Raw genomic sequence first — 13,561 nt, 5'->3', positions numbered from 1 at the left:
AAAATTACAGGACGCTGATTAACACCAGCGTCCTGTATTTTTCCAATACTTAAAAAACCTTATAAGCCCAATTCATTCAAAAAGCGAATGTCATCCGCCCAGCCTGATTTGACTTTAATCCATACTTTTAAGAAGACTTTGGCATCAAACAAGGTTTCCATATCCACACGTGCTTCGGTAGATATCTTTTTCAAACGCTCGCCACTTTTGCCAATGACAATCGCTTTTTGATTGTCACGATCGACCAAAACCGCAATATAAATGCTGTACATGCCTGTTTCTGGATCAATTTCAAATTGTTCCACTTCCACATTCATCGCATACGGCAATTCTTCGCCTAAATAGCGGAACAATTTTTCACGCACAATTTCCATTGCCAAGAAACGACTGGATTTGTCTGTCACCATGTCTTCTGGATACATCGCTTCAGAATGAGGCAACATAGGTTTGAGCAATTCAATCAATTGACCAATGCGTTGACCATGTTTGGCACTGACCACTTCAGTTGCCGCAAACTGATATTCTTTTTCAGCATTGGCAATGAATTCTGCCAAAACCATACGGTCTTTGGCTTTGTCCAATTTGTTCACCACAAACACCACTGGCGTGTGTTTTGGCAATTGTTCAAGCACGGTACGGTCTGCATCGGTAAAGCGCAATGCTTCAATCACAAACACAATTACATCCACGCCATGTACCGCTTCGGTCACATTTTGATTCAATCTATCGTTCAACGCATTGCGATGGTAAGTTTGATAGCCAGGTGTGTCGACAAACACCAATTGTGCGGTGTCATCGGTATAAATACCCGTCACTTTATGGCGCGTGGTCTGGGCTTTTTTACTGGTAATACTGATTTTTTGACCAATCAAATGGTTCATCAACGTGGATTTGCCCACATTCGGACGACCTACAATGGCAACAAAACCGCAACGGTAATCGGTATTTTCTGATTCTAAATTCATTTATGGCCTTTTAAAGGAACATTTTTTTTCAACATAATTAAGAGCTTCTTTGGCAGCTGCTTGTTCCGCCAAACGACGGCTATGGGCTTGGGCTTTACATTGGAACCCCAACTCACCCAAATCACACACTATCACAAACGTTTGCTCGTGCGCTTCACCAAATTGGTCTTCAATGCGGTATTTAGGTAATGGCAAGCGGCGTGCTTGTAAAGCTTCTTGTAATAAAGTTTTGGCATCTTTGCCATGATTGCGCAAATCAATATTGCGGATACGATTTTGGAACAACAATGTCACCACATGTTCTGCTTCATCAAAATTAGCATCAAAGCTGACTGCAGCAAACATGGCTTCCATAGCATCGGCTAAAATCGAGGGGCGGCGAAAACCACCACTTTTCAGTTCACCCACACCTAAAAACAAACAATCGCCCACATTCAACTCAGTGGCAATATCAGCCAAAGTGTCTTGATTGACCAAATTGGCACGCAAACGTGACAACTCGCCTTCAGTCATGTCAGGAAAAGTCAAAAATAACATTTTGGCAACCGTATAATTCAAAATTGAATCACCGATAAACTCCAAACGTTCATTGTTTTTCGCTCCATAACTTCGATGTGTCAAAGCCTTATGTAACAATTCCACTCGTTTAAAACGGTAACCCAATTTTTTTTGCAAACGCTCAATCTCTTGATTGCGTTGCACAGACAAGCTCATGCTCATTCCTTAGTGAAGGTGGAAACTTACCATGAAAAACAACAAGCTGCCTAAAAAGCAGCCTGCTGAATCACAGTTTTAACAATCATTTAATGTGTGTGCCAATACGTGAGAAATCACCAAAGTTCATCCACACAAAAAAGGCTTTACCCACAATATGGCGATCAGAAACAAAACCCCAATAACGGCTGTCATCACTGTTATCGCGGTTATCGCCCATAGCAAAATATTGACCCTGCGGTACTTTACATGTGAACGACTCAAAACCTTCGTATTGACAAGCTGGGTTGTTTCTCATGTACTCACGCACCACTTGAGGGTTAAACGGTGCAGCCTCTGGCAATTGATACACTTGGTATTGATGACTGCCCCATTGTTCATCCAAAATCTCTGGCTCCAATGTGATGGCACCCATAGGTGTATTTTCAATATACTCTTCCTGACCCAAAACTTTTTGCGGTACTTCTTGGCCATTGACAATCAATTTTTTATGGCGGTATTCGATGGTATCCCCTGGTAAAGCCACAATGCGCTTCACAAAGCTAACACTTTCATTTTCAGGATACGCAAACACCACCACATCGCCATGTGCAATCGGATTCATAGGAATGACTACTTCATTGCTTACAGGCATGCGAATACCATAAGTGAATTTATTGACTAAAATAAAATCACCCACCACCAAGCCAGGACGCATCGAACTAGATGGAATTTGAAATGGTTCTGCAATAAAGGTTCTTAATACAAATACAATCGCAATGATGGGGAAAAAGCCACTCATATAGTCAACAAAATGACCGACTTTCCCTTCATACGCTTGCTGCTGTATGGCTTTGCGCGTGGCCTTATCATCAGGCAACGACCTTTGTTGTGCCAATTCTTGGCTGGCTTGGCGGAAAATCCATTTGCTTACGCCCCAAACCACACCTGTAAAGGCTACAAATACCAACAATACTGCTGTAAACGACAAGTATTTGGCCAAAACGCCAAACACACCAATCATCATCAACAAATAGCCCCATTGCAAAGGATTGGACCATTCACCATTGTCTTGACGCTGTTTATTACTGCTTAACAACAATACCAATCCGACTACAAATGCAGCCACTGCCATATAGAGCAAACGTTCACTCATCGATTACTTATCTCCGACCTGTAAAATCGCCAAGAACGCAGTTTGTGGAATTTCCACATTGCCTACTTGTTTCATGCGACGTTTACCAGCTTTTTGTTTTTCCAACAATTTTTTCTTACGCGAAATGTCGCCACCGTAACACTTGGCCAAAACATTTTTACGCAAAGCTTTTACCGTTTCGCGTGCAATGATTTGGCTGCCAATAGACGCTTGTACCGCAATGTCAAACATTTGGCGTGGAATCAATTCACGCATTTTTGATGCCAACTCACGACCACGATACACTGCATTGGCGCGGTGCACAATCAAACTCAAAGCATCGACTTTTTCACCATTGACCATGATGTCCAATTTAATCAAATCTGCCGCTTGAAATTCCTTGAATTCATAATCCAAAGAAGCATAACCGCGTGAAGTTGATTTCAATTTGTCAAAGAAGTCCATCACCACTTCATTCATAGGCAAATCATACGTCAACATCACTTGACGGCCCATATATTGCATGTTTTTTTGGATACCACGTTTTTGATTACACAAAGTCATCACCGCACCCACATATTCTTGCGGTACTAAAATCGTTGCAGTAATAATTGGTTCAAACACGGTATCAATCAAACCCACATCTGGCAATTTAGATGGATTTTCTACTTCAATTTTTTCGCCAGACTTCATCAACACTTCGTAAATTACCGTTGGTGCAGTGGTAATCAAATCCATGTCAAATTCACGTTCTAAACGCTCTTGAATGATTTCTAAGTGCAACAAACCCAAGAAACCACAACGGAAACCAAAACCCAAAGCTTGTGATACTTCTGGCTCAAATTTCAATGAAGCATCGTTCAACTGCAATTTTTCCAAAGCATCACGCAAAGCATCGTAATCATGGCTTTCCACAGGATACAAGCCCGCAAATACTTGCGACTGCACCTCTTTAAAGCCTTCTAAAGCCTTCTCAGCAGGGCGGGCTGCCAAGGTGACGGTATCGCCCACTTTAGCGGCCTGTAACTCTTTGATACCTGTAATCAAAAAGCCCACTTCACCTGCTGACAATTGTTTTTTCTGTACCGATTTTGGCGTAAACACACCCAATTGCTCAACCAAAGTTTCTGATTTGGTCGACATGAATTGTACTTTGTCTTTCAGTTTTAAAGAGCCATCAATCACGCGAATCAACATCACCACGCCCACATAATTGTCAAACCAAGAATCGACAATCAATGCTTTTAAAGGCGCATCCACATCGCCCACAGGTGGCGGCACTTTTTTAACCACTTCTTCTAATACATCTTCAATGCCGATGCCGCTTTTGGCTGAACAAGTCACCGCATCCATAGCATCAATGCCAATGATTTCTTCAATTTCTTGCGCCACACGCTCAGGTTCCGCTGCTGGCAAGTCAATTTTGTTCAATACAGGCACCACTTCCACACCCAAATCAATGGCGGTATAGCAATTGGCAACGGTTTGCGCTTCCACACCTTGAGATGCATCCACAACCAACAACGCACCTTCACAAGCAGACAAAGAGCGAGACACCTCATAAGAGAAATCCACATGTCCTGGAGTGTCAATCAAATTCAATTGGTAAACTTCACCATCACGGGCTTTGTAATTCAACGCAGCCGTTTGCGCTTTAATAGTAATACCGCGCTCTTTTTCAATGTCCATAGAGTCAAGCACTTGCGAACTCATTTCGCGCATGTCTAAGCCACCACAGTATTGAATGAATCGGTCAGCCAAAGTCGATTTGCCGTGATCGATGTGGGCAATAATAGAGAAATTTCGAATGTGTTTCATATCGTCCAAAAACGCGGTCTTTAAAAAGTTTATCGTAGCCATAAAATCAATGACAGGCCTTGCGCCTGTCATTGATTATTGCAAGCAAAGGGTCTTATTTTAACCCATTCAAGCCAAATATGCACTGAAAGCCTGTACAAAGCTATCACAAGCAACAAGCTGCCTACGCATATGGGCTTTGACAGCATGTAAAAAATGATTTTTAGCTTTGCTTAAGATTTTTCTTCTTTAGGCATCACACCCATATTTTGCCAAAACTGCACAGTTTGTTGCTGTAATGATTGCTGCCATTGCAACAAGCCTGCATTCGATTGTAAGCCACCTGAAAAAGGTTTTAACCAAGAAGCATTGCCTGCAGGCGCGGTTTCTTGTGCTACTTTTTGCCAGTCATGGAACAATTTCATGTTTTGCTCCATAAATGGGGCAAATACAGACTGAGAAGCTTGTCCATACATGCGAATAAATTGGAACAACATCATATTATTGAAAATAGGCGAACCACCTGCCTCTTCTTCCAATAAAATTTGCAATAACACTTGTCTGGTCAAGTCTGCGCCCGTTTTGGCATCCACCACTTGAATTTCTACATAATCAATGATCATTTGTTTGACATCGGCTACCGTAATATAGCCACTGATAGCCGTATCATAATACAAACGGCGATTAGGATATTTCTTAATCAAACGCACTTCTTTAGACATACATTCTCCTTATTGATTTTTTATTCTAATTAGCGGTACTGCAAAACCAAATTTGAATATTTTTGCAGTGCACAAAAAACCTAAAAGCCTTTTTTTATTGAAATAATCTGCATATTAAATATACCAAATAGGAAATTTGTTGCAAATTTTATAAATTGTATTAAATACTTAGATTTTAAGATTGATATTTTGCAGTGCAACATAGTAATATCCACCCATCAAGCACTCATCCTTGATAACAGCATGTTACTTTCCATCTTGTAACTTGGCAACCGCGGTAAAACACACACTGGATGGGTTTTGAAAGAGTCAATACAAAAGAAGTCGATGAATCATCTTTTTTTACCATAATTCACCTACAAACCCGGGAGAAATACCATGTCTAACAATTTGAATGAAACTTTTAGCAAAAGCAGCTTGGAAGCATTGGCAAAATTGAACGAAGCAACTGCTTTGGCTTTGAAATCTACAGAAGAGTTGTTCCGTTTGAATTTAGAATATACCAAAAAATCTTTTGAACAAAATTCACAAATCGCTGAATCTTTTTTCAAAACACCTGGTAATCCACAAGAAAAAACCAAAGAAGTCACTCAATGGGCCAATTCACAAAACTCACAATTGACTGAGCATTTGCAAGCTTTGTACAAATGGTCTGAAGAAGTACAACAAAATACCCAAAAATTGGCTGAAAGCCAATTGGAATCAACCCAAGAAAGCATCAAAATCCAATTAGATGCTTTGAAAGCGGCAGCACCTGAACAAGCGCAACCATTTTTTGACCGCATTCAAGCGGCGTTCCAAACTTCACAACAAACTGTAAGCTCGTTGCAAAATACGGCTAAAGAAGTACAACGCAATGTTGCTGAAACGGTTAAACAAACCCAAAAAGCGACTGCTGAAGCCGTAAAAAATGCTGGCAATCAAAACTAATTGACAGTATCAATAAATGGACACAATGCCTTTTCAATATGAAAAGGCATTTTTGTTTTACAGGACGCTTATAACAGTTTGCGCTACAATGATTGCTTCAAAAACGAAAGCATTTACCATGAAAATCAGTACCCAATTTGATGCCGGTGCCATTACCGTAATGGCAGCGGATAATTTTGAAAATATTCGCTTGCGCTTGCGCCCTGACAATGCCTCCGAATTCAAACAATGGTTTTATTTCCGTTTGCAAGGCGCAGGCTATGAACATTGTATTTTAACCATTGAAGACGCGTCAGAAGCGGCTTATCCAGAGGGTTGGGAAGAATACGAAGCTGTGGCTTCTTACGACCGTGTCAATTGGTTTCGTGTCCCAACACGCTATGAAAATGGTCAATTAATCATTGAATACACACCTTTGTCTAACAGCATTTATTTTGCGTATTTTGAGCCTTATTCCAGCGAGCAACACTTGAATCTATTGGGTCAAGCGCAAGGCAGCGGTTTGTGTCAAATCGATGACTTAGGCTCAACAGTGCAAGGTCGTGACATCAACTTATTGACCATCGGTAACCAAGCAGCCAGCGACCTGAAAGTGTGGATTACCGCACGCCAACATCCTGGTGAAACCATGGCAGAATGGTTTATTGAAGGCTTATTGTCACGTTTACTCGATAGCCAAGACCCCACTTCGCGTACCTTATTAGACAGTGCCACCTTCTATATCGTACCGAACATGAATCCAGATGGTTCGGCTTTGGGCAATTTGCGCACCAATGCCGCGGGTGCCAATTTGAATCGCGAATGGGGCAATCCAAGCATCGAATCCAGCCCTGAAGTGTATTATGTACGTGAAAAAATGCACGAAATCGGTGTAGACTTGTTCTTAGACATTCATGGTGATGAAGCCATTCCTTATGTCTTTGTAGCGGGAACAGAAGGCGTACCCTCTTACAATGCCCGCATTCAAGGCTTGGAAAATGAATTCAAAAAAGCTTTGTTGGCAGCAAGTCCAGACTTTCAAACTGAATATGGTTATGAAGTAGACCAATTTGGCGATGCCAACATGACATTGGCGACGTCTTATGTCGGTCATACTTTCGAATGCTTGGCTTATACTTTGGAAATGCCATTCAAAGACAATCACAACTTACCTGATGTTGATTTTGGCTGGAATGGTCAACGCTCTTTGCGTTTAGGCGAAGCCATGTTAAGCCCTATTTTAGCGGTATTACCAACACTCCGTTAAAACTTTCTGTCTGCAAACTGACGACTGGCAACCATTGCGCTTATACTGAATCAATGATTACATCATGATAAAGGAATGCGGATGTTGCCAGTTTCAGTTTTAGACTTAAGCCCAGTTGGTATCGGCTCATCCATTGCCGAGAGCTTTCACAATAGCGTGGTTTTGGCCCAAAATGCTGAGGCCTTAGGCTACAAACGCATTTGGTTTGCAGAACACCACAATATGCCCGGCATTGCCTCTGCTGCCACCTCTGTTTTGTTGTGCCACATCGGCCACCATACCCAACATATTCGCATTGGCGCTGGCGGCATTATGTTACCCAACCACGCCCCTTTGGCCATTGCAGAACAATTTGGCACTTTAAACACCTTGTTTGGCGATCGTATTGATTTGGGATTAGGGCGAGCCCCCGGTAGCGACCCCACCACCATCCGAGCCATGCGCCGTCACCACCATTTACATGAAGAAGAACATTTTGCAGATGAAGTCGTCGACATGCTCAATTACTTCGACAATCCGGGACACTCTCATGTACAAGCCATTCCTGGTGTCGGCACACATATACCTATTTGGATTTTAGGCTCTAGCACTTATGGGGCAAATTTGGCAGCACATTTGGGCTTACCGTATGCGTTTGCCTCTCATTTTGCACCACAATTATTGCCGCAAGCATTATATTTATACCGCCAAAACTTCAAACCATCCAAACATTTGGCCAAACCCTACGTGATGCTTGCAGTCAATGTCATCATTGCCGATAGCCATGAGGAAGCACAATATCATTTTTCGTCTTTACAACAAGCATTTTTAAACACCCGTCGCAGCATACACACCCAAATTCCCAAACCTATTGAAAACATTCAAGCCATTTGGTCTGAATCGGAAAAACTGTCTGTGATGCACAGTTTGTCCTGTTCTTTTATCGGCACCACTGAAACCGTACAAATGCAATTAGATCTTTTTAGAAAAGAATATCAACCTGATGAACTGATTATTACCCAATTGATTCATGATCAAAATATTCGTCTGTATACCTTACATCAATTCAAAACATTGAATTTGGATTAATCTCTTTGCATTCAATACCATGATAAAAGCGTCCTATAATTTACAGGACGCTTTTATCATGGTATTAAAATATATCAATAAAAAAGCACCTACTATCATAGTAAGTGCTTTTTTATTTTCTGGCGCGGCGGACGGGACTCGAACCCGCGACCCTCGGCGTGACAGGCCGATACTCTAACCAACTGAGCTACCACCGCTAATTTCTTGGTGGGTGATGACGGAGTCGAACCGCCGACATTCTGCTTGTAAGGCAGACGCTCTACCAACTGAGCTAATCACCCATGTACTACATCACTGCTTCGCTATTCTGGCGCGGCGGACGGGACTCGAACCCGCGACCCTCGGCGTGACAGGCCGATACTCTAACCAACTGAGCTACCACCGCTAATTTCTTGGTGGGTGATGACGGAGTCGAACCGCCGACATTCTGCTTGTAAGGCAGACGCTCTACCAACTGAGCTAATCACCCATGTACTACATCACTGCTTCGCTATTCTGGCGCGGCGGACGGGACTCGAACCCGCGACCCTCGGCGTGACAGGCCGATACTCTAACCAACTGAGCTACCACCGCTAATTTCTTGGTGGGTGATGACGGAGTCGAACCGCCGACATTCTGCTTGTAAGGCAGACGCTCTACCAACTGAGCTAATCACCCATGTACTACATCACTGCTTCGCTATTCTGGCGCGGCGGACGGGACTCGAACCCGCGACCCTCGGCGTGACAGGCCGATACTCTAACCAACTGAGCTACCACCGCTAATTTCTTGGTGGGTGATGACGGAGTCGAACCGCCGACATTCTGCTTGTAAGGCAGACGCTCTACCAACTGAGCTAATCACCCATGTACTACATCACTGCTTCGCTATTCTGGCGCGGCGGACGGGACTCGAACCCGCGACCCTCGGCGTGACAGGCCGATACTCTAACCAACTGAGCTACCACCGCTAATTTCTTGGTGGGTGATGACGGAGTCGAACCGCCGACATTCTGCTTGTAAGGCAGACGCTCTACCAACTGAGCTAATCACCCATGTACTACATCACTGCTTCGCTATTCTGGCGCGGCGGACGGGACTCGAACCCGCGACCCTCGGCGTGACAGGCCGATACTCTAACCAACTGAGCTACCACCGCTAATTTCTTGGTGGGTGATGACGGAGTCGAACCGCCGACATTCTGCTTGTAAGGCAGACGCTCTACCAACTGAGCTAATCACCCATGTACTACATCACTGCTTCGCTATTTTGGCGCGGCGGACGGGACTCGAACCCGCGACCCTCGGCGTGACAGGCCGATACTCTAACCAACTGAGCTACCACCGCTAATTTCTTGGTGGGTGATGACGGAGTCGAACCGCCGACATTCTGCTTGTAAGGCAGACGCTCTACCAACTGAGCTAATCACCCCGAGTTGCTTCATGCAATTCGTTTAGAGGGCGTATTAAAACATAGGAACCGATTTGCCGCAAGCATCAAAACAAAGTATTTTCCAATAGGATTGTTCCATAAAGAAAAAAAGTTTTGATTTTATCTAAAATCCAATCAACACCGAGTGAACACGCCCCAATTCTATTACAACATGTGTCCCAATTTATCGTGTTTGGTTTGCAAATAAGCTTCGTTTTCACGATTCAAACCCACAATCAATGGCTCACGCGCCACCACATTGATACCAGCGTCCTGTAAAGTTTCTACCTTTTGTGGATTGTTGGTCATTAATGTAATATCGGTAATATGTAAAAAACGCAATATATTGCGAGCCAGCACAAAATTACGGGCATCCACAGGCAAGCCCAAAGCCACATTCGCTTCAACGGTATCCATGCCTTGATCTTGCAATTGATAAGCACGAATTTTATTGATTAAGCCTATGCCGCGACCTTCTTGACGCAAATACACAATACAGCCACGACCTTGGGCTTGTATCGCTTGCATAGCGGCCTGTAATTGTGGACCACAATCACAACGTTGCGAAAACAAAGCATCACCTGTCAAACACTCAGAATGAACACGCGTTAAAACGGGCTCACCATGATTGACATCACCCATGGTCAAAGCCACATGGTCTTGACCACTGATGACTTCTTCAAATCCATGCATTTGAAATTCGCCCCATTCAGTTGGCAAACGACAAGTAGCAACATGACGCACTTCGATATCATTTTGTGGTTGATTGGGTTTGATTTCAGGTTGATAAATCATATTAATCCTCTAAATCTGCGCCCACAGGCGGAAATACATTGTACAAAGCATCAGCTACCGTCAAAGCCGCACCCAACCACCAAGCTTGTGCATTTTCATCAAACGCAGCCACTTCTGGCGAGGTCACATACAAAACACCCAAAACCGCACCACTGGGCGTGGTCAACGGCCACAACATTTGGCTCAAGCCCAAATGGCTCTCTTCAGCACTCATTTCACTGATATTGACCCAGCGCTGAGCATCGTCAATCAACTGACCCCAACCTGTTTGCGCCACACGATGCAGCAAGCATTGCCCATGCTCAGCAGCATTCAAACTTTGTGGCATATTCATGCCATTGTGCCAAAAACGGTTCAAAACCAAACCTTCTACTTCAGGCTGCACCACATACAAAGCTACTTTGGCTGGATAGCGCTGGAAAGTGGAATCCAAAACAGCATATACCGAACGCAAAAAATCGTTGTGAATCCCAGATTGCTCCAAAACAGAAACCGCATCAAAATCATGTGTCGTGTCTTGCCATAGGTTTGCTGGCAAATCCTTGACTTCAGCAACGTTGTAAACCGTACCCAAAGTCAAATACGCCACTTGCACCATCTCAATTGGCAATTTGATTCCTTGGGTGCGCAAATAATCTTTGATTAAATTTTGACTCATCACGCCACCTTAAAACTGTTCTTCAGGACGTACAAAACGCCATTGACCTTGCGGTAAATTACCCAATTTGATTTGGCCAATACGAATGCGTTTCAAACCTACCACTCGCAAGCCTACCAATTCACACATGCGGCGAATTTGGCGTTTTTTACCTTGGCGCAAAATAAAGCGCAATTGGTCTTCGTTTTGCCATGTCACACGTGCAGGTTTTAACGCCTCGCCATCCAAACTCAAACCATGATTGAGCAAAGCCAAACCATTAGGCTGAATTTGACCGCGCACACGCACCAAATACTCTTTGTCAGTGCGACTGTCTTCACCAATCAAATGCTTGGCCACACGACCGTCTTGTGTCAACACCAACAAACCCGTTGAATCAATGTCCAAGCGGCCTGCAGGAGCCAAACCTTTGAGCATAAATGGTTTGAACGTGCGGCGACTGGTATCCTCGCTCCAGTGGTTTTGCGCAGTAATCAACTCAATGGCAGCACGGTATTCTTTTTCAGGTGAACCCGATACAAAGCCGACAGGCTTATTGAGCAATATGGTCACACGTTCCGCTTGTGCTTCGTGGGCTTGCTTGGCCAAATCAATGCGATCGGCTTCGGTAACTTTCTGTCCCAATATTGCCACCACACCATTGACCTTCACCAAACCTTGTTCAATATACGTATCTGCTTCACGGCGTGAACACAAACCCAATTGTGCCATGCGTTTGGACAAACGCATCGATTCTAATTCCATCTCTTACTTTCCTCGCCTCACGGCGTTGTCAATGTTTACAGGACGCTTACACCATACTGATGCCAGATATTTCGCGGGCCATTTTGGCTGCGGCATTGTCGGTCATGCCACCGACAAAATCCAACACTTTCATATAGGCTTGATAAACGCTGTCTGTTTCTAAAATAGGGTCTTCTTTTAACAATTCCAAGACCAAAGATTGTCTGTGGCTGACTTTTCTTTCCACCACATAAGCCAATACCGCAGGCAATAACAATTCCAAAATTTGTCCCAAACAAGGAAATGCTGCAATTTCATTCATCAATTTGCTCGGATGTCGGAAAATATACTGGCGTGCTGCTTCTTTGGCCACTTCCAAAGTATCTCGCACCTCATTAGAACAAAATGCCAACAAATCTTTGCCTTGAAATGCGCCTGCTAATAATTCTTGCTGATGCAACATAAAAGTATTGGCAACGTCTTCCACCGCCCGACCCACCGCCACGCCACGCAACATGGCACATTTTTGGCGTGCCGATTGCGCTTGCCAAGTAGATTCAACAAACGTCAATTTCGACAAAATCGCCTCCACTTGCAAATCCGACAGCAAACCAATTTCAACCGCATCTTCCAAATCCAATAAGGCATAACAAATGTCATCTGCCGCTTCCATCAAATACGACAAAGGATGTCGCACCCAACGGTCAGTGTTCACAGATATCAAGCCCAATTCATCCGCCACACGGCGCACATACGGCAACTCAGCTTGATAAACATTGAATTTATGTTGTCCCATATTGGGTTCAGAACTCGTCCAAGGGTATTTGAGCAAAGTTCCTATTGTTGCAGCGGTCAAACGCATGCCGCCACGATGGCGATACATTTCTAAAGCAGAAACTGTGCGCAAACTGTGGGCATTGCCTTCATAAGTTTGTAAATCACAACGCTCGGCAGCACTCAAAGGTGCCAAATAATGCGCATGTTGCGGATTGCGAAACCAATCGCGCAATGCATCTTCACCAGTGTGTCCAAACGGTGGATTGCCCAAATCATGCGCCAAACAAGCGACCTGAACCACGCCACCGATGTCTTGAGGCGTGTAGTTAGCAGGCAAAAACCCACCATGCGCCAGCATCGCTCCGACACGATTGCCGATGCTACGCCCCACACTGGCCACTTCCACGCTGTGAGTCAATCGATTGTGTGTCAAATCGTTTTCCGCAAACGGATGCACTTGGGTTTTGCGACCCAAACGCCGAAATGCACCTGAAAACACCACACGATCGTAATCGATGTGAAAATCTGTGCGCAGCGCATCGATGCCTTCTTGAGTAGAAGGGGTGCGCGTAGGCATCACCTCGCCATCGATTTGCTTAAAACGTTGTGCGCTGAGCAGCTGTTGCCAATTCATTGTCATAAA

At 44.1% G+C, this 13,561-nt stretch carries 12 protein-coding genes and 14 tRNA genes; 3 read left to right on the top strand and 23 right to left on the bottom strand.

Features of this window, described 5'->3' with window-relative positions; translation table 11 throughout:
• Positions 1–59: 59 nt before the first annotated feature.
• The 5 genes from era to phaR all read right to left on the bottom strand — a co-directional run bounded on the left by era (position 60) and on the right by phaR (position 5,312).
• The gene (gene era / locus ADP71_RS04485; RefSeq protein ID WP_019959005.1) at positions 60–965 is read right to left on the bottom strand and encodes a GTPase Era; all 906 of its coding nucleotides are present in this window, start codon (positions 963–965) and stop codon (positions 60–62) included.
• Positions 966–1,679 carry a ribonuclease III gene (gene rnc / locus ADP71_RS04480; protein ID WP_019959004.1) on the bottom strand — a complete coding sequence of 238 codons (714 nt, stop codon included), beginning with the start codon at positions 1,677–1,679 and terminating at the stop codon, positions 966–968.
• Positions 1,680–1,764: 85 nt separating this feature from the next.
• Positions 1,765–2,814 (bottom strand): signal peptidase I, encoded by a 1,050-nt coding sequence (lepB, locus tag ADP71_RS04475; protein WP_026353647.1) that lies wholly within the window; start codon positions 2,812–2,814, stop codon positions 1,765–1,767.
• A gap of 3 nt (positions 2,815–2,817) precedes the next feature.
• Positions 2,818–4,611, bottom strand: coding sequence for a translation elongation factor 4 (lepA, locus tag ADP71_RS04470; RefSeq protein WP_019959002.1), 1,794 nt, complete (start codon positions 4,609–4,611; stop codon positions 2,818–2,820).
• A gap of 212 nt (positions 4,612–4,823) precedes the next feature.
• Complete coding sequence (gene phaR / locus ADP71_RS04465) at positions 4,824–5,312, bottom strand: polyhydroxyalkanoate synthesis repressor PhaR (RefSeq protein WP_171460925.1); 489 nt, start codon at positions 5,310–5,312, stop codon at positions 4,824–4,826.
• Between the two features lie 378 nt (positions 5,313–5,690).
• Here phaR and ADP71_RS04460 point away from each other — a divergent pair, with 378 nt between their 5' ends.
• The 3 genes from ADP71_RS04460 (at position 5,691) to ADP71_RS04450 (ending at position 8,556) form a co-directional block, all read left to right on the top strand.
• On the top strand, positions 5,691–6,242 hold the full coding sequence (locus tag ADP71_RS04460; RefSeq protein WP_019959000.1) for a phasin family protein: 552 nt from the start codon (positions 5,691–5,693) through the stop codon (positions 6,240–6,242).
• Between the two features lie 118 nt (positions 6,243–6,360).
• Positions 6,361–7,488, top strand: a complete 1,128-nt coding sequence (locus ADP71_RS04455) for a M14 family metallopeptidase (protein WP_026353646.1) — start codon at positions 6,361–6,363, stop codon at positions 7,486–7,488.
• An 81-nt stretch (positions 7,489–7,569) separates the two neighbouring features.
• Complete coding sequence (locus ADP71_RS04450) at positions 7,570–8,556, top strand: LLM class flavin-dependent oxidoreductase (protein WP_171460924.1); 987 nt, start codon at positions 7,570–7,572, stop codon at positions 8,554–8,556.
• Positions 8,557–8,676: 120 nt separating this feature from the next.
• On the opposite strand, the gene ADP71_RS04445 is transcribed toward ADP71_RS04450, so the two are convergent.
• From ADP71_RS04445 to ADP71_RS04360, 18 genes are all read right to left on the bottom strand, one after another.
• Positions 8,677–8,753 (bottom strand) — tRNA-Asp (locus tag ADP71_RS04445).
• A gap of 8 nt (positions 8,754–8,761) precedes the next feature.
• Positions 8,762–8,837 (bottom strand) — tRNA-Val (locus ADP71_RS04440).
• Positions 8,838–8,864: 27 nt separating this feature from the next.
• Positions 8,865–8,941 (bottom strand) — tRNA-Asp (locus ADP71_RS04435).
• Positions 8,942–8,949: 8 nt separating this feature from the next.
• Positions 8,950–9,025: transfer RNA gene (locus ADP71_RS04430), tRNA-Val, on the bottom strand.
• A gap of 27 nt (positions 9,026–9,052) precedes the next feature.
• Positions 9,053–9,129, bottom strand: a tRNA-Asp gene (locus ADP71_RS04425).
• 8 nt (positions 9,130–9,137) lie between these two features.
• Positions 9,138–9,213: transfer RNA gene (locus tag ADP71_RS04420), tRNA-Val, on the bottom strand.
• Positions 9,214–9,240: 27 nt separating this feature from the next.
• Positions 9,241–9,317: transfer RNA gene (locus ADP71_RS04415), tRNA-Asp, on the bottom strand.
• Positions 9,318–9,325: 8 nt separating this feature from the next.
• Positions 9,326–9,401, bottom strand: a tRNA-Val gene (locus ADP71_RS04410).
• Positions 9,402–9,428: 27 nt separating this feature from the next.
• Positions 9,429–9,505, bottom strand: a tRNA-Asp gene (locus ADP71_RS04405).
• Positions 9,506–9,513: 8 nt separating this feature from the next.
• Positions 9,514–9,589, bottom strand: a tRNA-Val gene (locus ADP71_RS04400).
• A gap of 27 nt (positions 9,590–9,616) precedes the next feature.
• Positions 9,617–9,693, bottom strand: a tRNA-Asp gene (locus ADP71_RS04395).
• 8 nt (positions 9,694–9,701) lie between these two features.
• Positions 9,702–9,777, bottom strand: a tRNA-Val gene (locus ADP71_RS04390).
• Between the two features lie 27 nt (positions 9,778–9,804).
• A tRNA-Asp gene (locus ADP71_RS04385) sits at positions 9,805–9,881 on the bottom strand.
• Between the two features lie 8 nt (positions 9,882–9,889).
• Positions 9,890–9,965, bottom strand: a tRNA-Val gene (locus tag ADP71_RS04380).
• 165 nt (positions 9,966–10,130) lie between these two features.
• On the bottom strand, positions 10,131–10,760 hold the full coding sequence (gene ribA / locus ADP71_RS04375) for a GTP cyclohydrolase II (protein ID WP_019958495.1): 630 nt from the start codon (positions 10,758–10,760) through the stop codon (positions 10,131–10,133).
• Position 10,761: 1 nt separating this feature from the next.
• Positions 10,762–11,418, bottom strand: coding sequence for a hypothetical protein (locus ADP71_RS04370; RefSeq protein WP_104931591.1), 657 nt, complete (start codon positions 11,416–11,418; stop codon positions 10,762–10,764).
• A 9-nt stretch (positions 11,419–11,427) separates the two neighbouring features.
• The gene (locus ADP71_RS04365; protein WP_019958493.1) at positions 11,428–12,162 is read right to left on the bottom strand and encodes a pseudouridine synthase; all 735 of its coding nucleotides are present in this window, start codon (positions 12,160–12,162) and stop codon (positions 11,428–11,430) included.
• A 46-nt stretch (positions 12,163–12,208) separates the two neighbouring features.
• Positions 12,209–13,558: a deoxyguanosinetriphosphate triphosphohydrolase gene (locus tag ADP71_RS04360; RefSeq protein WP_171460923.1), complete on the bottom strand. Its 1,350-nt coding sequence runs from the start codon at positions 13,556–13,558 to the stop codon at positions 12,209–12,211.
• Between the last annotated feature and the right edge of the window lie 3 nt (positions 13,559–13,561).

The sequence above is a fragment of the Vitreoscilla sp. C1 genome (assembly GCF_002951955.2).
Lineage (GTDB): Bacteria > Pseudomonadota > Gammaproteobacteria > Burkholderiales > Neisseriaceae > Vitreoscilla > Vitreoscilla stercoraria.
Note: the sequence above shows the minus strand (reverse complement) of the source record. Positions and strands in the feature narration are given on the sequence as shown.

Excerpts from the sequence above, each read along its gene's own strand:
- ribA (WP_019958495.1), bottom strand. The coding sequence starts at position 10,760 with ATGATTTATCAACCTGAAATCAAACCCAATCAACCACAAAATGATATC.
- ADP71_RS04365 (WP_019958493.1), bottom strand. The coding sequence starts at position 12,162 with ATGGAATTAGAATCGATGCGTTTGTCCAAACGCATGGCACAATTGGGT.
- phaR (WP_171460925.1), bottom strand. The coding sequence starts at position 5,312 with ATGTCTAAAGAAGTGCGTTTGATTAAGAAATATCCTAATCGCCGTTTG.
- ADP71_RS04360 (WP_171460923.1), bottom strand. The coding sequence starts at position 13,558 with ATGACAATGAATTGGCAACAGCTGCTCAGCGCACAACGTTTTAAGCAA.
- lepA (WP_019959002.1), bottom strand. The coding sequence starts at position 4,611 with ATGAAACACATTCGAAATTTCTCTATTATTGCCCACATCGATCACGGC.
- ADP71_RS04370 (WP_104931591.1), bottom strand. The coding sequence starts at position 11,418 with ATGAGTCAAAATTTAATCAAAGATTATTTGCGCACCCAAGGAATCAAA.
- lepB (WP_026353647.1), bottom strand. The coding sequence starts at position 2,814 with ATGAGTGAACGTTTGCTCTATATGGCAGTGGCTGCATTTGTAGTCGGA.
- era (WP_019959005.1), bottom strand. The coding sequence starts at position 965 with ATGAATTTAGAATCAGAAAATACCGATTACCGTTGCGGTTTTGTTGCC.
- ADP71_RS04450 (WP_171460924.1), top strand. The coding sequence starts at position 7,570 with ATGTTGCCAGTTTCAGTTTTAGACTTAAGCCCAGTTGGTATCGGCTCA.
- rnc (WP_019959004.1), bottom strand. The coding sequence starts at position 1,679 with ATGAGCTTGTCTGTGCAACGCAATCAAGAGATTGAGCGTTTGCAAAAA.
- ADP71_RS04460 (WP_019959000.1), top strand. The coding sequence starts at position 5,691 with ATGTCTAACAATTTGAATGAAACTTTTAGCAAAAGCAGCTTGGAAGCA.
- ADP71_RS04455 (WP_026353646.1), top strand. The coding sequence starts at position 6,361 with ATGAAAATCAGTACCCAATTTGATGCCGGTGCCATTACCGTAATGGCA.